Genomic DNA, 21,745 nt, shown 5'->3' on the forward strand with positions numbered 1-21,745 from the left:
TCGCCGGGGCAGACCGGCAAAGGAAGCATCGGCAATGGCAGACCCTATGGACAAGGCAGGCCCCGAAGGCGCGACGCCCGCAGCGGCATGGCGCGTGCCCGACACCCTGCTTATCCTGTTCGTGCTCGCGCTGGTCGCCTGGGCAGCGACTTTCGTGTTCACGCCGGGCGCGTATTCGGTCGCGGGCGATCCGGCGCGTATCGTGCCCGGCAGTTTCGTCGCTGCCGATGGCCCGTCGCCAGCCCCCATCCTCGGCGATGCCGAGAGGGTCGGCTTCCTCGATTTCTTCTTCGCCGGGTTGGTGAGCGGCGATCGCTACTCGGCCACCGTCGGCCTGATGGCCTTCATCCTCGTGATCGGCGGCGTGTTCGGGATGATCTCGCGCACGCGCGCTATCGACGCTTCGCTGATCGCTGCTTTGCCCGGCGGCAAGGCGCGCAGCGAAAGGCTGGTGGTAGGCCTGTTCATCGGCTTCTCGCTGGCGGGCGCGGTCTTCGGCATGTCAGAAGAGGCCATCGCGCTCACGCTGGTCCTCACGCCTGCGCTTGCCCGTGCCGGTTACGACGCGATCACGGCCCTGCTCGTGACGATCGTAGGCACGCAGATCGGTTTCGCGACGAGCTGGATGAACCCGTTCAACGTGATCGTCGCGCAGTCGATCGCGGGGCTTCCGCCGCTATCGGGCATGGGGGTGCGGATAGGCGTATGGACCGGCTTCACCCTCCTGGCTGCGCTGTTCACCTGGCGCTATGCCCGCAGCGTGAGACTGGGCGAGCGCGCAGGCCTGCGCACCGTCTCATCGGCCAGCGAGGCGCAGGGCGAGGAGGATCCGGGCCTGGGTCACGCGCGCATCGCGATCATGATCGCCATCGCCGCGACCATCGCGTGGGTCGCATGGGGCGTTGGTGCCCGCGGCTATTACCTCGCCGAACTCTCGGCGCAGTTCATGGCGCTGGGCATTTTCGTTGCGCTGGTGGCGCGGGCCGCGGGGCTGGAGGGATGCTCCCTGAACGCCACGATGGATGCATTCAGGGATGGCGCGGCGCAGCTCCTGCCCGCAGCGCTGATCGTGGGTGTGGCGAAGGGCATCCTGCTGCTGCTGGGCGGCGACGAGCCGACCGCTTCGTCGCTGATGAACACGCTGCTCGACGGTCTTTCGTCCCTGACGGCGCTTTCGCCGGACTGGATGACCGCCTGGGTCATGTATCTCGCCCAAAGCGCGATCAATTTCTTCATCGCCTCGGGATCGGGCCAGGCGAGCGTCACCATGCCGATCATGGCCCCATTGGCCGATCTTTCCGGCGTCACGCGCCAGACAGCGGTGCTGGCCTTCCAGCTGGGCGATGGCCTTACCAACCTGGTCATTCCCACGTCCGCCGGGCTGATGGGATGCCTTGCCGCCGCACGCGTCAGCTATACCGACTGGCTGGCCTTCGTGTGGAAACCCTTGCTTGTCCTCATGGGCATCGCTTCGATCGTGATCCTCGCAGCGCACGGGAGTGGATATTGATGCGCCTTCTCACCGCCCTGATCTTTCTCGTAGCCGCGGCACTGCCCGGCGCCGCCCTGGCCGAGGGGCACCTCGTCATCGTGGGCGGCGGGCTGAAGGCGGAAAACGCAGCCGTCTACCGCGCCTTTCTAGACGCGCGCCCGGAAGGGGCGCCGGGAATCGTTATCATCCCCGCGGCATCGGGCGAAGCCAGCGCTTCCGCCGAGGCCGTGCGCGATGCGCTGGTGAAACACGGGGCGAGCGCTGCAGACATCGCCATCGCGCAAATCGCGATGAAGGACGATCCGGGCACGCGCACCGTCGATGAAAGCCGCTGGGCGAGGAATGTCGAGAGCGAGGAGGAGCTGGCCCGGCTCGAAAACGCGGGCGCGATCTGGTTCACCGGGGGCGACCAGTCGCGCATTACCGGACTGCTGCTGACAAAAGACGGAGAAGACACGCCGTACCTCTCCGCCATCCGCGCGCGCTATGCGGAAGGGGCGGTGATCGGCGGGACGTCGGCGGGCGCGGCCATCATGAGCGGGGCGATGATCACGCAGGGCGATTCCATGGGCGCACTGCTGCCCGGCGATTCGGGCGAGGACGTCGGCCTTGCGCGCGGTCTCCATTTCCTGCGCAGCAATCTTATCGACCAGCATTTCGGCGAGCGCGCGCGGCTCGGGCGGCTGGCGGTGGCGCTGATCCGGCTGAAGAAGGCGCTGCCCATCGGGCTTGGTATCGACGAGAATACGGGCCTTGTCGTCGCGCCGGGCCAGCGCAGCGCAACCATTTTGGGGGCAGGCTATGTGACCGTGCTCAACGCGGCCCAGGCCACCGCTTCGTCGGGAGAGCACGCGCGCATCACCGGGCTTGTCGTGGGCCTTGCAGGCAATGGCGACGAAATCGACTTGGACGACGGATCGGTGAAACCCGCCTGGTATCGCAAGGACACGAAGGGACGCGAATATTTCGAGCGCGCGGTTCCACCAGCCGGAGGGATGGCCGTGCCGGGCACGATGCTGGCCGATGTGATCGGCGAGGCGCTGATGGACAATTCCGGCGCGGACGAGGTCGTGCGCTATTCCTTCAGCGGCGATCTGGGCGTTGCCTATCGCTTCGGGCAAGCCGAGTCCTCGCGCGCCGCATGGGGCCGGGACGAAGCGGGCAAGGCCGCCTATTCCATTTCGGGCGTGCGCTTCGACATCGAGCCGATTTCCGTATCCATCCAGCCGATCGAGGACCAATGACCGCCAACTACGCCATCGCGCTGCACGGAGGCGCGGGGGTCGATCCCGCGCGCGACTACCGCGAGGTCGAAGACCATCTGGCCGACCTGATCGCCCGCTGCGCCGACAAGATGGGCGCCGGGCTCAGCGCCATCGACGCGGTCGAGTGGGCCGTGAGCGAGCTGGAGGCGAGCGGGCTCTATGTTGCAGGGCGCGGTTCCGCGCCCAATGATCGCGGATTTGTCGAATGCGATGCCGCGATCATGGATGGCGCGAGCGGCAAGGCGGGCGGGGTGTGTGCCTTGCAGGAGGTCGCAAACCCCGTGCGTGCGGCGCGTCTGGTGCTCGACGAAACGCCCTTCGTGCTGCTCGCGGGCGACGGAGCGCGGCGATTTGCGCTGGATCATGGCTGTGCGCGGGTGGGCGATGCGGCAGCGCATTACCGCTTGCCCGTGGGGGTCGAGCAGGAGGATCTCTCGCGGCTTGATCCGGGCCTGGTCCACGGAACCGTGGGTGCGGTGGCGCTGGACGGCAACGGCAGGCTGGCGGCGGCAACCTCGACCGGGGGGCTGCTGGGCAAGCAGGCGGGGCGCGTGGGCGACACGCCGATCACCGGCATTGGCAACTGGGCCGACGGCAAGGTGGCGATCAGCTGCACCGGTATTGGCGAGAGCTTCATCCACGCAGGCGGCGCGCGCGATGTGACCGCACGCATGGCCTATGGTGGCCAAACCCTCGAACAGGCGGCGGCAGGCATGCTCGACGCGGTTGCCGCCAGGGGAGGCGATGGTGGCCTGATCGCCCTGGACCACACGGGACGATGCGCGATGCCGTTCAACTCGCCGGGCATGAAGCGCGCCCTCGCACGCGCGGGCGAGGAGCCGATCGTGGCAATCCTGTAGAGCCCATGGCGGCCCTGAGGGTTCGCGGCTTGCTCTCGGGGCCGGGGCTCAGAACCAGGTTCGCAGCCCGATGACGGCCTTGAAACCGTCGGGGTCCGCCCCTCGCGCGCGCGCAATGTCGGCCGTTCCGCCCAGCTTCGCCTCGTATTCGACGCCGATATACGGCGCGAATTCCGGCACGATCTCATACCGCAGGCGCAGCCCCGGCTCGATGCCCTTGAACCCTGCGCCGGTCTCGCGCTCGGGAATGTCCTGCGCCGCGAATTCCGCCTCGATCCGGGGCTGGAGGATCAGGCGCTGGGTGATCTTCTGGTCGTATTCCGCCTTGATCCGCGCGGTCAGGTCGCCACGGTCGGACAGGAACAGCGCCCCATCGACATGAAACATGTAAGGCGCCAGGCCAGCCACGCCGACCACAAGATGCGTCAGGCTGTCGGGTTCTGGGTCGAAGCGCGCCCCCGCCTGCAGATCGAAGAACGGCCCGATGGCTCGGCTGAAGAGGGCCTGTATCTCGGCGTCTTCCAGTTCGCCGCCGAACTCGCCTTCGCCTTCGGTCTTGAACACGACACGGTTGAGGTCGCCGCCGTACCAGGCTTGCGCGTCCCACACGTAGCCATCCGGCCCGCCATCGGTCGCGATGCGCGCTTCCAGCCGTTCGACCAGGATCATGCCGGTTTTCATGCCGCCGTTGTTGCGGGCGAGTTGAACGCGAGAAGGCTCCATCGCCTCGCGGCCCCAGATGGCATCGGCGGCGTGCCGCGGACCTTCGAGCGCACGCGCAGGGACGGCCCCCTCGGGCGCGGCGCCGGGCGCGGACTTGCCAGACATCTTGTCATGCGCGCCATGATCCATGCCGGACATGTCATCCCCCGGCAGGTCTTCCTCCGGCGTGTCTTCGGGCGGGCACTGCTCGGGCGGGAGGTGCCCCATCGCGCAGTGATCCATCTCCGGCACGGGCTCGCCCTTGCTGCCATGGCCCGAATGGTCCTGCGCGGCCAGCGGAGTGGGCAGCAGCAGGGCGCCGGCGAGCATCGCGGTGCGCATCATGCCTCACCTCCATCGGGGAACGGTCGCACCGTCACCACCTGCATCATGCCTGCGTGCATGTGGTAGAGCAGGTGGCAGTGGAAGGCCCAGTCGCCCGGCTCGTTCGCGGTCAGGTCGAAGGTAGCGGTGCCGCCCGGCTGCACGATCACCGTGTGCTTGAGCGGCTGGTGCATGTGGTCCGCGCCGTTGACCAGTTCGAAGAAATGGCCGTGCAGATGGATCGGGTGCGCCATCATGGTCTGGTTGACCAGCTTGACGCGCACCCGCTCGTCATAACCGAAGCGGATCGGATCGTCGGTGACGGCGGTGAACTTCTTGCCGTCGAAGCTCCACATGTAGCGTTCCATGTTGCCGGTGAGATGGATTTCTATCTCGCGGTCGACTTCGCGGTGCGGGTTCATCCGCTTCGCCTTGAGGTCGGTGTAGCGCAGCACGCGGTGGCTCACCTTGTCGAGGCCGAGGCCGGGGAAATCCATGCGATCCATCGGCATGGGCGCGATCATGTCCACGCCCGGCCCGACCTTCACGTCATCGGGCACGAGGGACTTGTCGCGCATCGAGTGGTCCATCCCACTCATCCCCTCCATGCCTTCCATTCCGCCGTGGTCCATCATGCCCATATCGACCATGCTGAGCGTCGGGATCTCGCGCAGCGGCGGCGGGGTGGCACGGTGGCCCTTGTGGCTCGTCAGGCTGGCGACGCCCATGCCGCTGCGGTCCATCGCCTCGGCGACGATCGCGTGGCTGCCATCGGGCGGGGTCACGATGACATCGTAGGTCTCGGCCACGCCGATCTGGAATTCGTCCACTTCGACGGGGTCCACGTCCTGCCCGTCCGCCGCGATCACCGTCATCGGCACGCCGGGCAGGCGGACGTTGAAGAAGGTCATCGCCGATCCGTTGATGACGCGCAGCCGCACCCGCTCGCCTGGTTCGAATGCCAGTTGCAGATCGTCCGCCGGACCGTGTCCGTTGATGAGGAAGGTGTAGGTGCTGCCCGTGACGTCCGAGATATCGCGCGGGTTCATCCGCATCTCGCCCCACATACGCCGCATCTCGCCCGACATGTCGCCCTCGGTCGCGGTCAGCATGTCGCGCTGGAAGTAGTGCTCGCCCACTTTCAGCTTCCGCATGATCTCGTGCGGATGCATCGGCGTGAATTCGCTCAGCAGCACCACATAATCGCGGTCGTAGCGCGGATCGGGATCGGCGCTTTCGACCACGATCGGCCCGTAATGCCCTGCCTGCTCCTGCAGGCCCGAGTGCGAGTGCCACCAGTAGGTGCCGCTCTGGCGGATCGGGAATTCGTAGGTGAAGCGCTCGCCCGGGCGGATACCCGGGAAGCTGACGCCGGGCACGCCGTCGAACTGGAACGGCACCAGCAGGCCGTGCCAGTGGATCGAGCTGTCCTCTTCCAGATGGTTGGTGACGTGCAGGCGCACGTTCTGCCCTTCGCGCAGGCGCACCAGCGGGCCGGGAACGGTCCCGTTGACCGCAACCGCGTGGCCCGAGCGGCCGCCGGTGCTGAAATGGTGGTTGCGAATCGCGAGTTCGATATCCTCGCCCGAAACCTCGCCGAAACCGTTGCCGGCGTGTGTGAGCGACTGTCCACGAGCCCAGGCAGGCATCGGCAACGCGCTGACGGCGGCCAATGCGGCCGTGCTCTGGATGAGGCGTCGTCGGGAAATGGGGGGCATGGTGTCTTTTCGCTGATTGATCCTGTGCGCCGCGCTATATATACCCCCACCGGGTATGACAATCGGACCTAAGGCCATGGCTGAATCGACCTCTCCCAAAACCGGCACGCCTGACGCGAAGGCCGCAAAGATCAATCGGTTGAACCGGATCGCCGGGCAGGTGCGCGGGCTGGCCCAGATGATCGACGACGACCGCTACTGCATGGACATCCTGCACCAGATGCAGGCGGTGAAGTCCGCGCTGGCCAAGGTGGAAACGCAGGTTCTCAAGGATCACGCCGCCTGCTGCGTGGCCGAAGCCATCGCCAGCGGCGACGAAGCCGACCAGCGCGAGAAGTTCGAGGAACTGGTCGACCTGTTCGCCAAGCGGCGCTGACGCCTATTCCGCTTCGGTCAGGCCCGCATCCTCGCGCGCCTTCCGGCGCAATTCGGCCGTCAGTTCGGCGGTGCGCGGGGCCAGCACCTCGCCGCTACCCTGCTCGCCATTCTCCTCGATATCCTCGAGCAGCATTTCCATCTGCGCGATTTCCTTCACCTGTGCCTCGATGATCGCATCGGCCAGTTCGCGCACGCGCGGATCGCTGATCTCGGCGCGGCGACTGGTCAGCACGGCGATGGAGTGGTGCGGGATCATCGCCTTCATGTAGGCCTGATCGTTCACCGTCGTCTGGCTGCGGGCCAGAAACAGGAACAGCGCGAAGCCCAGCACCGCCCCGATCATGACCAGAACCTTGGTCATGAAGGTGCGATACATGCCCCACATGAAGCCGAGCATGATGACGATCATGGCCATGCCCATCATCAGCGCCATCCACATGCGCGTCTGGCTGAACCAGATGTGCCCCGTGTCGTAGACGTTGGAATACTTGAGCACGAACATCGTGACGATGGAGGTCGCAATCATCGCCGCGAAAGTGGGCCATTTGTTGCCCTGCCCGTGTCCGTTCGTGGTTGCGTTTTCGTGTGCCATGCGTGCCTCCTCTGTGGAACCTACACCCCCCGGGGGTATCGGGTTCCGAAATTGCGGGTGGGGCACCGCATGCAACAGGGGCGGGCAACCGGGCCGGGCCAGGGGCACGCCTGACGACTACCGCAGTGGATCGACCGCCAGCTTCTGCATCATATAGGTGGCCATGATCGCGGCGGTGCGGAATTGAGTAACCCTGGGTCGGACAGTCCACTTCCGGCCCGGGCGCAGACGCGGCACATCATCCGACTTTCCCATGCCGGGCGATGAAGTCGATAAGGATCTCGACCCGCCGGGGAAGGTTTGCCGCCCGGCCGGTGTAGACGATGTGAAATGGTTCGGTGAAGGTTTGCGCTGGGTCCAGCACGCGCAGATGTCCGCTGTCGAGCATGTCGGCTATGGCGAAACGTGGGACGAACCCCTGGGCCGATCCTGCCCGGACTGCCGCGATGATCGTTGCGCCATCATCTGCGAGGAAAGGCGGCGGGCGTCTGTGCCACTTCGTATCGGCGCGGGCGTAGGACAGACCGAAAAAAGGCAATCCGGCAGTCCTGCCCGCATTCACCAGCTCAATCTCACCCAGTGATCGGGTGAACAGACCGGAGTCGGGTAGCGGGCCAGCCCTGATCGCGAGATCAATACCCGCTTCGGCCAGCGGCGAGACACGATCGGACAGGCAGAGTTCGATGCCAATAGCGGGATGTTCTGCGTGGAACCGATTCAACAAGGGCGCGAGAATATGGCCGGCATAGACCGCGCTGGTCGCGATCCGGACCAGTCCTTCGGGCCGGTCCTTTGCCATGTCGCGTTCCAGGGCGGATAGTTCGGCAACGATCGTCCGGCCTCGCCCGGCGAAAGCCTCGCCCGCTTCGGTCGGCGTTACATGGCGGGTGCTGCGATGGAAAAGCACGACGCCCAGCCGCTCTTCGAGCCGCGCGATCGCCTTGCTGATCGCGGACGCCGTGCGGCCCGTACTGCGGGCGGCTTCGGAAAAGCTGCCGCCATCGATGACGGCGATCACCAGTTCCAGTTCGGCAAGGCGGTTGTTGGGCGCGATCATCGATGAATTCAATTCACAAGAGCTGGTCTGAACCATAGCCTAATATCACAAGTCCGCGCGGCCTATCCAATGGTTCCTCCACACGCCGGGACCGCCGATGACCGATTGCACACACCCTTTCCTTCCATCGAACGCGACGACCGACCATGCCCGATCCACCCCGTCCAACCGGCGCGGCCTGATCGCGCTGGCAGCGGGATCCTTCGGGATCGGGCTGACCGAATTCGTCATCATGGGCCTGCTGCCGCAGGTCGCGCGCAGCCTCGACGTCGGGATCGCGAGCGCGGGTCTGCTGGTGGCGGGTTACGCCCTCGGGGTCGTCTTCGGCGGGCCGGTGCTGACGCTGCTGACCGCCAGGGCGTCGCGCAAGATGGTGCTGCTGATGCTGATGGGTGTCTTCACAATCGGCAATCTCGCCTGCGCGCTCGCCCCGACATATACGACCCTGATGCTGGCGCGGATCGTGACCGGGTTTGCGCATGGCACGTTCTTCGGGGTCGGCGCGATCGTGGCGCAGCAGCTGGTCCCGCCGGAGCGGAAAGGCTCGGCCATCGCACTGATGTTCACCGGGCTGACGCTGGCCAACGTGCTCGGCGTGCCCTTCGGTACTTGGATCGGACATGCCTGGGGCTGGCGTGCGACCTTTCTGGTCATTTGCGCGCTCGGATTGCTCGCCCTTGCAGCGATCGCGCTGTGGGTGCCGCGGCTGCGGGTCGAACGCGCGCCGCGCAAGGCCCGCACCGAATTGGCGGCCATGCTGGGCAAGGGGCCGCTGCTGGGCTTCGCGATGACGGTGCTGGGCTTTGCCGGCGTCTTCCTGCTGTTCACCTATATCGCGCCGGTGCTGACCCGGATGAGCGGGTTTGCGGACAGTGCAGTGGCGCCGCTGCTGCTGCTGTTCGGCATCGGGCTGGTGGGCGGCAATCTGGCTGGCGGATGGCTGGCCGACCGGAACCTGCGCAAGGCGGTTCTCGGCACGCTGCTGGCGCTTGCGGCGACGCTGATCGTGTCGCGCTGGGCCTTCTGCTCCATGCCCGGCGTGGCGCTGGCGATCGCGATGTTCGGCGCGGTGGCGTTCGGCACCGTCGCTCCGTTGCAGGCGTGGACGATCCGGCAGGCGCGCGGCGCGGACGAGGCGCTGGCCTCCACCTTCAACATCTCGGCCTTCAATCTGGGCAATGCCATCGGCGCATGGATCGGCGGCCTCGTGCTGAGCGCCGGATGGGGCCTGCCCGCCCTCTTCTTCGTCGCCGCAGTCCCGCCGGGGCTGGCCGCGGCCATCGCTTTCCTGACCATCGAACCGGAGACCACGCCATGACATATTGCAGGCCGCTTGCCGCAACACTTCCTCTCGTCCTTGCCGCGCTCATGATCCCCCAAGCGGCTCACGCCCAGGCCGTTGATGCCGGGGCCGATCAATGGGTTCCGCTGTGGACGGCCAGCCCGCAGCGCGTGTGGGACGATGAGAATTCCTTCTTCGAAACGGGGCTACCTGCGCCAATCGAGGGGACGACGGTCGACCAGCCGCTCACGCTCGCGCTGCCGAGCGACCATGTCCGGATCGAGTTCTCCAACCGCTACGGGGCGGGTCCGCTCGAGCTGGCGGAGGGGACGGTGCGCTGTCTCGATGCGGGCGCGGGGAAAAGCAGCACACCACTCACCTTCGCGCAGTCGGTACGGGCAAGCGCGCCGGCCGGCACGACCGCGCTCAGCGACCCCGTCGCCATCGATGGCTGCCGCCGGATCGCCGTGCGGATTCGCTTTGCCGGAGAACACGGCGGCGACTTCCACTGGGACGCGCGCGAGACGAGCCGCTTCGTCACCGCCGATGGGGCCGAGGGCACGATGACCGCCCGGCTCGCCCTCTCAGCCGTCTATGGCGATGTCGAGGCGCGCGGGGTCGTGGTGGCGCTGGGTGACTCGATTACCGACGGCAACGGCGCGCCGGTTGATGCGCTGGCCCGCTGGCCCGACTATCTGGCGCAGGATCTTGCCCCGGAGAACATCGCGGTGGTGAACGCCGGGATCTCGGGCAATCGCCTGCTCTCGCCCGGCATGGGGGAGCCCGTGCTGGAAAGGATCGCGAGCGAGGTCTTCGCGCTCCCGGGGGCGGACACGGTGGTGGTCCTGATCGGGACCAACGACATCGCCTGGCCCGGCACGCCCTTCCGGCCCGACGAGCCGATGGTGACGCTCGGCGCGCTGCAGGACGGGGTCCGCAGCCTGATCGCGCAGGCGGAGCTTCACGGCGCCCGGATGATCCTCTCCACCATCGCCCCCTTCGGCGATGCGCTGCCCGGCACGCCGATGGAGGGCAATTACTGGACGCCCGAAAAGGACGCGCTGCGCCGCGCGTTCAACGAGTGGCTGCGCGCCCATCATGGATCGGCCACGCTGTTCGATCTCGATCGCCTGCTCGCCGACCCGGCCGATCCGGCGCGGCTTCTTCCTGCCTACGACAGCGGTGACCGGCTGCATCCCGGCGCGCAGGGCAACCGTGCGATCGCCGATGCGTTGGTGACACTCATCCAGTCAGGAGACAGACATTGAAACTCGACCTTTCGGGCCGTTCGGCCCTCGTGACCGGTTCCACCGCCGGGATCGGCTTCGCAGCCGCCAAGGCGCTGGCCGAATGCGGCGCGCGCGTATTCGTCAACGGGCGCGATGAAACCCGCACCGCCGAGGCGGCCGGGCGAATAGCGGCGGGCGCGCAGCCCGTGGCCGGCGATGTCGGCACGGCGCAAGGGTGCAAGGCGATCCACGCCGCCACCGGCCCGGTCGACATCCTCGTCAACAATGCCGGGATCTTCGAGCCGGCCGATTTCTTCGATACCGACGACGAGACGTGGGATCGCCACTGGCAGGTGAATGTGATGAGCGCGGTGCGGCTGTCGCGCGCCTATGCCCCGGCAATGGTCGACAAGGGCTGGGGCCGGATCGTGATGCTGGGCTCTGAAAGCGCGTTCAACATCCCGGCCGAGATGATCCATTACGGCGTCAGCAAGACCGCCGACGTCGCTTTCGCCCGCGGCCTTGCGAAACGGTTGGCTGGGACCGGGGTGACCGTCAACTCGGTCCTGCCCGGCCCGACGCTGTCCGAAGGGCTGGAAGACATGCTCGCCGACCGGGCCGCGCAGAGCGACAAGCCACTGGAGGAGGTCGCCGCCGACTTCGTGATGGAGAACCGGCCGACCTCGATCATCCAGCGTGCGGCGAGCGTGGAGGAGGTGGCCGCTATGATCGCCTATGTCGCATCGCCGCTGTCCAGCGCGACCACCGGCGCATCGCTGCGCGTCGATGGCGGCGTGGTGGACAGCCTCTAGCGGCGAAGCGCAGGCGCTGCCTGAAGCAGCATTGCCTCTGCGGTCAGGCCGACACCCCCTCGATCGAACGGCAACGACCGCTCCGGGGAGGCCAGGCGACAGGGCGGATGGCCGCGATCGGGGCGCGAAGCTGCCCTCGCTCCGCCAAGGATTGCGAGATGACAGCATGAACTGCCACTCGGCCTCGGGCGGAAGAAACCGGCGCAACCGATGCGTTGATGAAAGCGATTGACGCAGCCCGGTAACTAAGACATCTGCCTGCGCGCTGTAAAAAGCACTGTAAAAGATCGCTTGCGATGACGATTAAGTCATTGAAGTGCGGGTGTAGCTCAATGGTAGAGCAGCAGCTTCCCAAGCTGACGACGAGGGTTCGATTCCCTTCACCCGCTCCAGCGCTTCCCGGCTGGCAGCCGCAGCCTTTCCATACCGGCGTGTCGAGCCTTCCGGCTCCATCCCCTATCCGGTTGAATTTTCGATAAACCGCAGCTGAATTTGCTTGTTCTGCAACCGGTTCTGGCGAATGCATGCGACGGACGAAACGGGGGGCGATTCAGCCATGAATTCAGGACGTATTTTCTCCGCTCTGCTGCTGGGCGCGAGTGCGATTTCGGTAGCAGGCTGGCATGGCGAGGCGCGCGCCGACGAAACGCCCGGCTGCAACGCGAGCGAGGGGCCCGACGCCACGCTCGACACCGATGACGACGGGCTCGAATGCGGGGTGGCCTCCGAAGCGACCGGAGATCGGGCTGTCGCCATCGGCACCACGGCGAGCGCGACCGGAGACGGGTCCGTCGCGCTGGGCGAGCGTGCGGGCGCGTTCGGCACGGCAGCCATCGCCATCGGCTTCCAGTCGACCGCCAATTTAAGCGGTTCGATCGCAATCGGGGGTACGGCGAGGGCGGGATTGGACGCGGTGGCTCTGGGATATGGCGCGAGCGCGGAATTCACCCGGGGCGTTGCGGTCGGACGAACGGCCTATGCAACAAACGACGCCGTTGCTCTGGGGGCCAACACTCTGGCGAACTACGTGGGGTCCGTCGCTCTGGGCACGAACTCCAGAACCTACGCCGAAAACACCGTCTCGGTCGGCAACGACGATCTGCAGCGCCGGATCACGAATGTCGCCAGCGGTATCGATAACAGCGATGTCGCGACCATCGGCCAGTTGAACTCCGCCATCGCCGGCCTGGCCGGCGGGGGCTCGCAATATCTGGTCGTCAACAGCACCGGCGGCGGGGCTGCGGCGACGGGCACGGATGCCATTGCCATCGGCAGCGTCGCGCAATCGGAGGCAGAGGGGGCGATTGCGGTGGGGCGTGCCTCGTCGGCCGGCAGCGGCGACGCCGTTGCCATCGGATCGGAATCGGTTGCGCAATTGTCCAGGGCGATTGCCATCGGGCCCAAAGCGAACGCCACCGGCCTGCGCGCCATCGCCATTGGGGGCGACGGGTCGGACGATGACGATCTGGGTGCGGTAAGCGACGGCCTGGGATCGGTCGCGCTGGGCAGCGATGCGAGCGTCACTGCCGACCGGGGTGTCGCAGTCGGGCTGGATGCCAGTTCCGAAGCCGTCGATTCGATCGCTGTCGGCGCGGACAGCCGCGTCACGCAACGCTCCGCAGTGGCGATGGGCAAACGCGCAGCGGCCGTAGGCGAAGGCGCGGTGGCGATTGGCGGCGAAGCGGTCGAAGGGTCGTTCAATGGTGCGCGTGCGCGCAACGCGGGTGCGGTCGCCATCGGTGCCAGCGCGCTGGTCGACTTCAGCGCCGCGCAGAGCGTTGCCATCGGGTATCTGGCGCAGGCAAGCGCGGCAAATGCCATCGCCATCGGCGCGAACTCGATTGCCGACGAGGCCAACACGGTGTCGGTCGGATCCTCGACCAACAGGCGGCGGGTGACCAATCTGGCGGATCCGATCAACGCGAGCGATGCGGCGACCAAAGGCTACGTGGATGCGGTAGCCTCTTCGATCGGTGCCACTTCGGCCGAGCTGGCCTACTTCGCCAGCGGATCCTCGCAAGGCACGGCCATCGCCAGCGGGACCGACGCGCTCGCCATCGGCGGCGACGGTTCGGACGGCGATACCAGCGGGGCGCGCGCCACCGGCCAGGAATCGCTGGCGGTCGGCGCGGACAGTGCCGCCACCGGCCTGCGGACCACTGCCTTCGGCTACGGCGCGACCGCCAACGGAGTGCAATCGACCGCGGCAGGTGCGGGCTCTACCGCATCGGGTGTCGGCACGCTCGCTTTCGGAGCCTTCGCCACCGCGCGCGGCAATTTTGCCACCGCGCTCGGCTATTCGAGCTTCGCGCCCGGATTGCGGTCGACCGCAGTGGGCAATGGAGCACAGGCGACCGGCGAGAACGCCACCGCGCTGGGCCGCGCGGCGTTCGCTCGCGCCAATGGCGCGACCGCGCTGGGTACGGGCGCCATCGCCGACTTCACGGGTTCGACCGCGCTGGGCGCAGGCGCGGTGACCACGGCGGGCAATCAGGTGGCCATCGGCCAGGCGAGCGGTACGGTAGAGGTCGCAAGCCTCGCTTCGTCCAGCGCGAAGCAGGAGGGCACGATCTACCTCGTCACCGCCGATGAGTCGGGCACGCTTGGGCGCACCGCGATCAGCACGAGCGCGGCCGGGGGCTTCCAGCGCGCACTGAGCATGCCGATTTCCGCCGTGAGCGACGCGCAGTTCAACGCGCTTTCCTCGGACGTGACCGCGCTCACCGGAAGGGTCGGCGCGCTGGAGGGGCAGTTCGCCGATCTCTCCTTCCAGCTGGAAGACCTCGATCGTTCGCTCTCTGGCGGGATCGCGGCGGCCATGGCGATGGGCAATGCGCCGATCATTCCGGGCAAGAACGTGTCGGTGTGGCTCAACGCGGCGACCTATAACGGGGAGCAGGCGCTGGCAGGCAGCGTGAGCGGGCGGTTGACCGAAGCGGTCTACATCTCCGCAGGCGTCACCAGCAACACCGCCGACGACGAGTTCGGCGCGCGCGTGGGCTTGGGCTTCGGCTTCTGACGGCGCAACTTCGTTGCTATGGGGGAGGGGCGGCCACTGCGGTCGCCCCTGCAAGTCCCGCTAGTTCGACACGATCCCTGCGGTGGCCATTTCGCCGGGGCTGACGACCCCGTCGCGGTCGGCATCGATAGCGTCGAAATTGCCCTGTGTGGCAATGCGATATTCCAGCAGGGTCACCACGTTGTCGCCGTCGCGATCGAACCGGGCGAGGATCGGGCTGGCGGCGATGGGCACGGCGTCGGGGTTGGCGAGGCGAGCGAATTCCTGCGGGCTGAGCGAGCCATTCCCGTCGCTGTCGAGCGAGGCGAACACGGCCTGGTTCTGCCGCAGCGCCTCCCGTTCTGCCGCAGCGCGCTGGCTGGCGGCGATCTCCGCTTCGGTAAGCACGCCATCGCCATTGCCATCCAGCCGCACGAACTCGGCATCCATCTCGGCGATGAACTGCTGCCGGGTGATCGGTTGCGCGCCCGGCGGCGCATCTGCCGCAGCCTCGTTCTGCTGGGCAAGCACCGGCGAGCCGGTGGCGGCCATCAGCCCGGCCAGAATCACAATCTTGCGCATATCGTACTCCGTCGCCGCTACGCGCCTGCATAGCGGCTGGATAAACCGCACATCAACCGCGTAGCGGGCATGCCCGAACGGGACGCCCCCCTCAGAAAGTGTCGAGCCGCGACAGCGCGACGAAGATGAACCCGGCGCCCAGCACTGCTGACAGGCCGGCCCACACCTCGCTCGCGCCCGCCATGGCCCAGCGGCCGAAGGTCACGAAGCGCTCTCCCGCGGCAAGCAGCAGGATGCCCTTCACGACCAGCAGCCCGCCGAAGCCCGCTACGGCGATGAACAGCCAGTCATCGGGTCGCCACGGCGTCACCAGATAGACCACCGCGCCCAGCAACAGCGTGATGATCCCGGCGATGAACCGCATGCCCGGCGACTGTTCGAAATCCGCCAGCATGCCGTTCCATGTGCCCGGCATGCGCAGTTCGCCCATGGCGGCGGCGAAGGAATAGATGCCGAGAAACATGACGATCCAGGCGGGGAGGGTATCGGCAGTGGCCATGACGGGGGAGGTGCTCCTTGAAAGTGTTTTCTCGCCCTTGCCGTGCCGGTGGCCTGAAGGCTCAGCAGGAGAGGGTAGTCATGTCGCGCGGCATGGGTGGCCCAGGCCGAAGACGTGCGGTCCTGCCTGTCAGATACCGCAAATCCGTTGCATCACAACGGGTTCTTAATGCGCGCGCATGCGGAAAACCAGAAGCGCCAATCTGCCCTGTGTTTCAGCCGGGAACAGCGACCGGAGCGGCGATTAACGCCGGGCGTGCACCGCTTTCCCGCCTGCCTGTCGGCTCAGCCGCCCCCGGCGGCGATCCAGCGGTCGATCTTCTGTTCCAGAACCGGCAGCGGCAGCGCGCCCGTGCCCAGCACCTGTGCGTGGAAATCCTTGATGTCGAAGGCATCGCCAAGCTCGCTCTGCGCCCGCTCGCGCAGTTCCTGAATCTTCAGCGCGCCGATCTTGTAGGCGAGCGCCTGGCTGGGGATGGCGATGTAGCGCTCCACCTCTGCCACGACTTCGGTGCGGGTCATGCCGGAGTTCTCCAGCATGAAGTCGATCGCCTGTTCGCGCGTCCAGCCCTTGGAATGCAGCCCGGTGTCGACCACCAGCCGCATCGCGCGCAGCTGTTCGTCCTGCAAGGTGCCGTAGCGATTCCATGGGTCTTCGTAGAAGCCCATCTCCTCGCCCAGCGTTTCGGCATAGAGCGCCCAGCCTTCGACATAGGCGGTGTTGCCGCCGAAGCGCATGAAGGCGGGCAGATCCTGGTTTTCCTGCGCCAGGCTGATCTGGAAATGGTGCCCCGGCGCGCCCTCGTGCAGGTACAGGGTCACGTTGCCGGTCGTCAGGCGACTGGGCAGGTCGTAGGCATTGAAGAAGAAGGTGCCGGGCCGCGATCCGTCGGGCGTGCCGCTCTGATAGGATCCGCCCGCGCTGAACTGTTCGATCGACGGATCGTAGGGCTTGATGACCAGATCGGTCTTGGGGACCAGCGAGAAATAGTCGCCGATCTTCGCGTCGACCTGCTCGCCGATATCGTAATAGCTCTGCGTCAGCGCCTCGCGGCTCTCCGGCTTGAACTGCGCGTCGGTGCGCACGTAGTCGAAAAACTCGCCCAGCGTCCCTTCGAAGCCGACCTCCGTCTTCAGCGCTTCCAGTTCGCCCTTGATCCGCTCGACCTCGGCGAGCCCGAGCCGGTGGATATAATCCGCCTCCAGCGGCAGCGTGGTCGTCTGCTCGATCAGCAGGGCGTAAAGCTCTTCGCCGCCCTTCATCGCGCCGAGGCCGACATCCTCGCGCGCCGCCGCGAGATATTCGTCGCGCAGGAAATCGCGCATCTTTTCGTGTGCGGCGTAGATTTCCTGGGTCTTGGCGCGATAGGCCCGGGTCAGGCGCGCCTTCTCGGCTTCGGAGAAATCGTCGGGGAACATCGCGACCGGCCCCATGAACTGCGATTCCTCCACCGGGATCGCCAACTGGGTGTTGAACTGTTCGATCACGTTGCCGATCGTCAGCTTGGTTTCGACCACGCCGCTTTCCATCCCTTCGCGGAACCTCGCGATCGCCCGGTCCGTGGCGGCGATGTAATCGTCGTGACGGCCGAGGTTGTCCTCGTAATTCGCGATCGTCCTGAACGGCGCCGCGCCCGTGCCGCTGGCGAAGTTCGGGTAGAAGGTGTGGAACCCGCTGAAGTGATTGACCGGGCGTACCTCGGTCAGCGCACGGATTTCGGGCGTGCTGGCCGCCAGCGCCTGCTCCTGGTTGTAGAGGAACACGTCATAGGCCAGCCGGTCCGTTGCGGAGAGCCTGCTGCGGTCGATCTGCTGCAGCAGCGCGACGTTGAGCTGCGTGTCGCGCAGCTGCGCGTAATAGGCGGAATCGGTGAAGAAATCGCCCAGCCGGTCTGCATTGGTGTCGTCCCCGCGGAACAGGCGGCTGAGCGGGTTGAGTTCGAGGCTGCGCTCGTCGGAATTGGCGAACAGCGCGAACAGTTTGTCATGTTCCGATTGTTGCGCGCTTGCGGAGGTGTCCGCCTCGGGCGACTGGGCAAGGGCGGTGCCCGGTGCGGCAAGAAAGGCGAGCGCGGCGGCTCCGGCTAGCAGGCGGCGATTGGCCATTGTTTCCCCCTCGATTGGATCGCGCGCGACGATAGGCGTGCGGTCGCGCCGCGCCAATCGCGTTCTGCAAAGGCCCGGCACGGTTCGACGGGCGCCGAAGACGGCATGCGGGCAGGCCAATTCGCGCCCGGACGCAGGGAGAACACGCCTCGCCGGTTGTCGTTGCGCGCGCGCGATGTATGAGTCCGCCCATACGAATTCACGAGAGGACCCCTATGACCCGCACCCTTCTTGCCGCCGCCACCCTGCTTGCCGGCGTTTCGCTCACCGCGACCGCGCAGGCGCGCCCGATGACGCCCGAAGATGTCGCCCAGCTGGAAAGCCTGGGCGCGGTCGCGGTCTCGCCCGATGGCAGCCGCGTCGCCTATACCACCTCCAGCCTGCCCAACGTGATCGAGGGCGAGGATAATGGCAGCACCACGCAGCAGCTCATGATGGCCTACGGGCCCGACAATGCCCGCGTTTTCCTGCCCGAGGACGTCTCGGTTTCCACCGTCAAGTTCTCGCCCGACGGGCGCATGGTCAGCTTCCTGTGGAAGAAGGACAAGGAAGAACGCGCCGTCTGGGGCATTCCGGTGGATGGCGGTGCGCAGGTGAAGCTGGCCGCGCTCGAGGATGCCGGCGTGCGCAGCTATGCTTGGGCCCCGGACGGCAACATGCTCTACCTGCTGGCATATCCGGCGCCCGACAAGGAGCGCGAGGCAGAAGACAAGGATGGTTTCGACGCCGTCGTCTATGAAGAGGAATCGCGCTTCAACCGCCTGTTCTCGGCGCGCGTGGGCGGTGACGAGATCGATGCGGCACCGGCGGAAATCTCCATCCCCGGCTACGTCACCAGCTTCTCGGTTACGCCGGACAACCGCTACGGCGTGATCGAGAGTCAGCCGACCCCGCAGATCGACGACACCTACACGTCCAGCCGGGTCAACATCCTCGACCTGGCAAGCGGCGAAGTGCTGCGCGAGGTGGCAACGCCCGGCAAGCTGGGCGATATCGAAATCTCGCCCGACGGCCGCCAGCTCTCGATGGTTGCCGGGATCGACGTGAACGATCCGGCTGCCACCACGCTGCACCTCGTCGACGTGGCGAGCGGCAATTTCCGTGCGCTGAACGAAGGCGCGGCGGAAGCGACCGGCGATACCGAGTGGATGGCCGACGGCAAGCTGGCCGCGATCATCGACAAGGGTGCGGACACGATCCTGCGCATCTACAATGCCGATGGCAGCGTGGCGCAGGAAGTCGATCCGGGCGCGCTGATCCTCACCAGTCTCGAAAACGGGGGCAGCGGCCGCATGTTCGTGGCTGCCAACAGCCCGCGCCACCCCACGGAACTGTTCGCCTTCGATGGCAGCAGCTTCACCCGCTGGACCGATCACAACCCGTGGCTGTCGGAAATCGACTTCGGCGAACAGCGCGCGTTCACCTATTCGGCGCGTGACGGGCAGCAGATCGAAGGCGTGCTGATCGAGCCGGTCGGCGGCGCGCCGCGCGGGGGCGCACCGCTGATCATGGATGTGCATGGCGGCCCGGAAGCGCATGAATCGAACGGCTGGGTGACCGCCTACAGCAGCCCCGGCCAGGTCGCGGCGGGCCAGGGCTATGCCGTGTTCCTGCCCAATTATCGCGGTTCGACCGGCTACGGCACGGCGTTTTCCAAAGCCCACCAGGACGATTACGCGGGCAAGGAATTCAACGACATCGTCGACGCGAAGCGCGCGCTGGTGGAAGAAGGCATCGCCGATCCGGAGCGCACGGGCATCACCGGCGGTTCCTACGGCGGCTACGCCAGCGCCTGGGGCGCCACCGCGCTGAGCGAGGAATATGCCGCTGCGGTGATGTTCGTCGGCATCTCCAACCAGATCAGCAAGTTCGGCACCACCGACATTCCGATGGAAATGTACAACGTCCATGCGCGCAAGTGGCCGTGGGAAGACTGGCAGGGCATGCTCGAAGTCTCGCCGATCTATCATGTCGACAAGGCCGAAACGCCGATCCTCATCATGCATGGCGACAGCGATACGCGCGTTTCGCCGAGCCAGAGCTACGAGCTGTATCGCAACATCAAGGTGCGCAAGCCCAATACGCCGGTGCGGCTGGTGCTCTATCCGGGCGAAGGCCACGGCAACCGCCAGGCCGCGGCGCGCTACGACTACAACCTGCGCATGATGCAGTGGTTCGACACCTACCTGAAGACGGGCGACCGCGATGCGGAAATGCCCGCGCCGCGCCCCGAACTGAAGATCGAGGACGGCGAGGACTAGGGCTCAGGACGTCCGAACAAAGAAGGGCGCGCGGATCAGCTCTGCGCGCCCTTTTTCTTGTTTGTCTCAGTCGTTGAGCGGGTGCCAGTCCTTCAAGCGATAGGTCGACCCCTTGGAGAAGTAGGAGCGGACCCGCACGTTCGACCCATAGCTGTGGTGTTCGCCCCCCAGCTGTTCGATCACGAACCGGACGACGGCACCAATGTACCTTTTCATGGGATCGGTGAAGGCGGCCTCGCCCACCTCGTCAATCAGAAGCGGTTCGACAGCGGGCTGGGGAGGACGGGTGGGAGCGGCGAGAACTGCCCCCAGAAGCAGGTGCGATCCGATCCGCGAAACGCAGATGGCAAAGCACTTCTGGCCGACTTCGCTGTTGTGGGCGGCGCCATGGCTTCCCGGATTGTAGGCATCCAGATCGATGAAGGGATTGGGCTGGCGGTCGATGGAATCGTGCTGAGTGGGTACGGACATTGAAAGACCTCGTGCTTCGTATTGAAAAATACCCCCTTGATCGTGGAGCGAGGCCGCCTCGATCGGCGGCCATGAGGTCTTATTGCACCATCAAGGTTTCAGATCCGTGACAGCAGGCCAGTCGGGCCTGAGTTTAGAAAGTGTAGCCGATTCCCGCGCCCACGATCCACTGGTCGGCATCGCCGCGCTGCGCGACGTAGGGCGAATCGGCGGCATCGCCGATCACCTTCGAATAGCCGCCCATTGCGAACAGCGCGAAGCCGCCATTCGTCAGGTCGCCATCCAGATCGAACGCGCCCAGCAGCGTCGCGCCGACCTTGTTGAAGCCGCCGTCGGCCTCATAGGCAGGCAGGCCGCTGGCCAGCGCCTGCGCGGGCGTGACCGAGAAATAGTAGGAATTGAAATCGTCGTCCCCATGCTCGGCCGAAAGCGACAGGCTGACGGCGGCACCCCGGCTTACGGGCGTGAAATAGGTGATCGACGGGCTGATCGTCATTCCTTCGTGTGCGCCGGCAATGTCCCAGCGCGCATCCACGTTCACGCCGATGCTGTCATAGGGATTGAGCAGCCCGGAATAGCTGATCCCTGCGCTCGGCCCGATTTCCACCGCCGTATCCAGTTCGCCCGCCGCGGCGACCACCGGGTCTTCGATATCGCCCGTCCGGCTGGTGCGCAGCCGCAGGGCCGGGCCGAAGCTGAAGGCGACATCGCCATCGCCGTCGGGCACCACGTCCAGCGCGACCCCAGCCGCGCGCGGCTGGATGTCGATCCCGCCGATACGGCCCCGGATCAGCGGCAGCGGGAACGCCTCGTAATCGTCCGAACCATCGTAGTCGGCCGAGTAGGCAACCCCGATCCCCAGCTGGATATAGTCGCCGTCCAGCGCGGAGCCTTCCATCATGTCCGGGGAAGGGGCATCGCCTTCGTCGCTCTGGGCAAGGGCGGGGGCGGCAGTGCCGCCAAGGGCGAGTGCGGCAAGGGCGGGTGCGATACGGCGCATGGTTTCGGGGTTCCTCCTGTAGTGCATCCCGAACGGGCTGCGCGGCCCAATGTTCCGCAACTGCGAAGTGGCCCGGCCACTGCCCTCAAGGCCATTTGCACCTTTCAGCCCAGCGCCC

Annotated in this window: 18 protein-coding genes and 1 tRNA gene; 10 read left to right on the plus strand and 9 right to left on the minus strand. The window is 66.4% G+C overall.

The genetic code is table 11. The features are described 5' to 3' along the window. Positions 1-34: 34 nt before the first annotated feature. From yfcC to ADAD_RS15370, 3 genes are read left to right on the plus strand one after another with little or no spacing between them, the layout of a single operon-like run. Complete coding sequence (yfcC, locus tag ADAD_RS0101675) at positions 35-1,510, plus strand: putative basic amino acid antiporter YfcC (protein ID WP_139020293.1); 1,476 nt, start codon at positions 35-37, stop codon at positions 1,508-1,510. After that, positions 1,510-2,736, plus strand: coding sequence for a cyanophycinase (locus tag ADAD_RS15365; protein ID WP_010408591.1), 1,227 nt, complete (start codon positions 1,510-1,512; stop codon positions 2,734-2,736). The genes yfcC and ADAD_RS15365 overlap by 1 nt, the downstream gene beginning before the upstream one ends. Further along, positions 2,733-3,617, plus strand: coding sequence for an isoaspartyl peptidase/L-asparaginase family protein (locus tag ADAD_RS15370; protein WP_010408593.1), 885 nt, complete (start codon positions 2,733-2,735; stop codon positions 3,615-3,617). The genes ADAD_RS15365 and ADAD_RS15370 overlap by 4 nt, the downstream gene beginning before the upstream one ends. Positions 3,618-3,665: 48 nt before the next feature. Here the strand turns inward: ADAD_RS15370 and ADAD_RS0101690 are convergent, their stop codons facing one another. After that, entirely contained in the window at positions 3,666-4,664 is a 999-nt protein-coding gene (locus ADAD_RS0101690; RefSeq protein ID WP_010408596.1) for a copper resistance protein B, read from the minus strand. Further along, entirely contained in the window at positions 4,661-6,361 is a 1,701-nt protein-coding gene (locus tag ADAD_RS0101695; protein ID WP_029139824.1) for a copper resistance system multicopper oxidase, read from the minus strand. The genes ADAD_RS0101690 and ADAD_RS0101695 overlap by 4 nt, the downstream gene beginning before the upstream one ends. Positions 6,362-6,437: 76 nt before the next feature. On the opposite strand from ADAD_RS0101695, the gene ADAD_RS0101700 reads away from it, so the two are divergent. Then, positions 6,438-6,737: a metal-sensitive transcriptional regulator gene (locus tag ADAD_RS0101700; RefSeq protein WP_010408599.1), complete on the plus strand. Its 300-nt coding sequence runs from the start codon at positions 6,438-6,440 to the stop codon at positions 6,735-6,737. Positions 6,738-6,740: 3 nt separating this feature from the next. Here ADAD_RS0101700 and ADAD_RS0101705 read toward each other — a convergent pair whose 3' ends face one another. Further along, positions 6,741-7,331, minus strand: a complete 591-nt coding sequence (locus ADAD_RS0101705; protein ID WP_010408600.1) for a DUF305 domain-containing protein — start codon at positions 7,329-7,331, stop codon at positions 6,741-6,743. 238 nt (positions 7,332-7,569) lie between these two features. Beyond that, positions 7,570-8,424 (minus strand): LysR substrate-binding domain-containing protein, encoded by an 855-nt coding sequence (locus ADAD_RS0101710; protein ID WP_083825530.1) that lies wholly within the window; start codon positions 8,422-8,424, stop codon positions 7,570-7,572. A 61-nt stretch (positions 8,425-8,485) separates the two neighbouring features. Here ADAD_RS0101710 and ADAD_RS0101715 point away from each other — a divergent pair, with 61 nt between their 5' ends. The 5 genes from ADAD_RS0101715 to ADAD_RS0101735 all read left to right on the plus strand — a co-directional run bounded on the left by ADAD_RS0101715 (position 8,486) and on the right by ADAD_RS0101735 (position 14,730). Beyond that, positions 8,486-9,706, plus strand: a complete 1,221-nt coding sequence (locus tag ADAD_RS0101715) for an MFS transporter (protein WP_010408602.1) — start codon at positions 8,486-8,488, stop codon at positions 9,704-9,706. 50 nt (positions 9,707-9,756) lie between these two features. Next, complete coding sequence (locus tag ADAD_RS0101720; RefSeq protein ID WP_010408603.1) at positions 9,757-10,938, plus strand: GDSL-type esterase/lipase family protein; 1,182 nt, start codon at positions 9,757-9,759, stop codon at positions 10,936-10,938. After that, positions 10,935-11,711 carry an SDR family NAD(P)-dependent oxidoreductase gene (locus ADAD_RS0101725; protein ID WP_010408604.1) on the plus strand — a complete coding sequence of 259 codons (777 nt, stop codon included), beginning with the start codon at positions 10,935-10,937 and terminating at the stop codon, positions 11,709-11,711. The genes ADAD_RS0101720 and ADAD_RS0101725 overlap by 4 nt, the downstream gene beginning before the upstream one ends. 318 nt (positions 11,712-12,029) lie before the next feature. After that, positions 12,030-12,103, plus strand: a tRNA-Gly gene (locus ADAD_RS0101730). A gap of 164 nt (positions 12,104-12,267) precedes the next feature. After that, positions 12,268-14,730, plus strand: a complete 2,463-nt coding sequence (locus ADAD_RS0101735; protein ID WP_158005180.1) for a YadA-like family protein — start codon at positions 12,268-12,270, stop codon at positions 14,728-14,730. 60 nt (positions 14,731-14,790) lie between these two features. On the opposite strand, the gene ADAD_RS0101740 is transcribed toward ADAD_RS0101735, so the two are convergent. From ADAD_RS0101740 to ADAD_RS0101750, 3 genes are all read right to left on the minus strand, one after another. Continuing rightward, entirely contained in the window at positions 14,791-15,291 is a 501-nt protein-coding gene (locus tag ADAD_RS0101740; RefSeq protein WP_010408606.1) for an EF-hand domain-containing protein, read from the minus strand. A 91-nt stretch (positions 15,292-15,382) separates the two neighbouring features. After that, positions 15,383-15,790, minus strand: coding sequence for a hypothetical protein (locus ADAD_RS0101745; protein WP_010408607.1), 408 nt, complete (start codon positions 15,788-15,790; stop codon positions 15,383-15,385). A 284-nt stretch (positions 15,791-16,074) separates the two neighbouring features. Beyond that, the gene (locus tag ADAD_RS0101750; RefSeq protein WP_029139829.1) at positions 16,075-17,895 is read right to left on the minus strand and encodes a DUF885 domain-containing protein; all 1,821 of its coding nucleotides are present in this window, start codon (positions 17,893-17,895) and stop codon (positions 16,075-16,077) included. Between the two features lie 215 nt (positions 17,896-18,110). Here ADAD_RS0101750 and ADAD_RS0101755 point away from each other — a divergent pair, with 215 nt between their 5' ends. Continuing rightward, positions 18,111-20,156 carry a S9 family peptidase gene (locus tag ADAD_RS0101755; protein ID WP_010408609.1) on the plus strand — a complete coding sequence of 682 codons (2,046 nt, stop codon included), beginning with the start codon at positions 18,111-18,113 and terminating at the stop codon, positions 20,154-20,156. Between the two features lie 66 nt (positions 20,157-20,222). Here ADAD_RS0101755 and ADAD_RS15375 read toward each other — a convergent pair whose 3' ends face one another. Together ADAD_RS15375 and ADAD_RS0101765 are read right to left on the minus strand one after the other, a co-directional pair. Next, on the minus strand, positions 20,223-20,627 hold the full coding sequence (locus tag ADAD_RS15375) for a hypothetical protein (RefSeq protein WP_010408610.1): 405 nt from the start codon (positions 20,625-20,627) through the stop codon (positions 20,223-20,225). 133 nt (positions 20,628-20,760) lie between these two features. Then, a complete protein-coding gene (locus tag ADAD_RS0101765; protein ID WP_029139830.1) occupies positions 20,761-21,627 on the minus strand; it encodes a MipA/OmpV family protein in 867 nt (288 codons plus the stop codon). Positions 21,628-21,745 lie beyond the last annotated feature (118 nt).

This window comes from Citromicrobium sp. JLT1363 (genome assembly GCF_000186705.1).
Classification (GTDB): domain Bacteria; phylum Pseudomonadota; class Alphaproteobacteria; order Sphingomonadales; family Sphingomonadaceae; genus Alteriqipengyuania.

Bases quoted from the DNA above. Each gene is read 5' to 3' on its own strand.
- yfcC (WP_139020293.1), top strand. From the start codon at position 35: ATGGCAGACCCTATGGACAAGGCAGGCCCCGAAGGCGCGACGCCCGCA.
- ADAD_RS15365 (WP_010408591.1), top strand. From the start codon at position 1,510: ATGCGCCTTCTCACCGCCCTGATCTTTCTCGTAGCCGCGGCACTGCCC.
- ADAD_RS15370 (WP_010408593.1), top strand. From the start codon at position 2,733: ATGACCGCCAACTACGCCATCGCGCTGCACGGAGGCGCGGGGGTCGAT.
- ADAD_RS0101690 (WP_010408596.1), bottom strand. From the start codon at position 4,664: ATGATGCGCACCGCGATGCTCGCCGGCGCCCTGCTGCTGCCCACTCCG.
- ADAD_RS0101695 (WP_029139824.1), bottom strand. From the start codon at position 6,361: ATGCCCCCCATTTCCCGACGACGCCTCATCCAGAGCACGGCCGCATTG.
- ADAD_RS0101700 (WP_010408599.1), top strand. From the start codon at position 6,438: ATGGCTGAATCGACCTCTCCCAAAACCGGCACGCCTGACGCGAAGGCC.
- ADAD_RS0101705 (WP_010408600.1), bottom strand. From the start codon at position 7,331: ATGGCACACGAAAACGCAACCACGAACGGACACGGGCAGGGCAACAAA.
- ADAD_RS0101710 (WP_083825530.1), bottom strand. From the start codon at position 8,424: ATGGTTCAGACCAGCTCTTGTGAATTGAATTCATCGATGATCGCGCCC.
- ADAD_RS0101715 (WP_010408602.1), top strand. From the start codon at position 8,486: ATGACCGATTGCACACACCCTTTCCTTCCATCGAACGCGACGACCGAC.
- ADAD_RS0101720 (WP_010408603.1), top strand. From the start codon at position 9,757: ATGATCCCCCAAGCGGCTCACGCCCAGGCCGTTGATGCCGGGGCCGAT.
- ADAD_RS0101735 (WP_158005180.1), top strand. From the start codon at position 12,268: ATGAATTCAGGACGTATTTTCTCCGCTCTGCTGCTGGGCGCGAGTGCG.
- ADAD_RS0101740 (WP_010408606.1), bottom strand. From the start codon at position 15,291: ATGCGCAAGATTGTGATTCTGGCCGGGCTGATGGCCGCCACCGGCTCG.
- ADAD_RS0101745 (WP_010408607.1), bottom strand. From the start codon at position 15,790: ATGGCCACTGCCGATACCCTCCCCGCCTGGATCGTCATGTTTCTCGGC.
- ADAD_RS0101750 (WP_029139829.1), bottom strand. From the start codon at position 17,895: ATGGCCAATCGCCGCCTGCTAGCCGGAGCCGCCGCGCTCGCCTTTCTT.
- ADAD_RS0101755 (WP_010408609.1), top strand. From the start codon at position 18,111: ATGACCCGCACCCTTCTTGCCGCCGCCACCCTGCTTGCCGGCGTTTCG.
- ADAD_RS15375 (WP_010408610.1), bottom strand. From the start codon at position 20,627: ATGTCCGTACCCACTCAGCACGATTCCATCGACCGCCAGCCCAATCCC.
- ADAD_RS0101765 (WP_029139830.1), bottom strand. From the start codon at position 21,627: ATGCGCCGTATCGCACCCGCCCTTGCCGCACTCGCCCTTGGCGGCACT.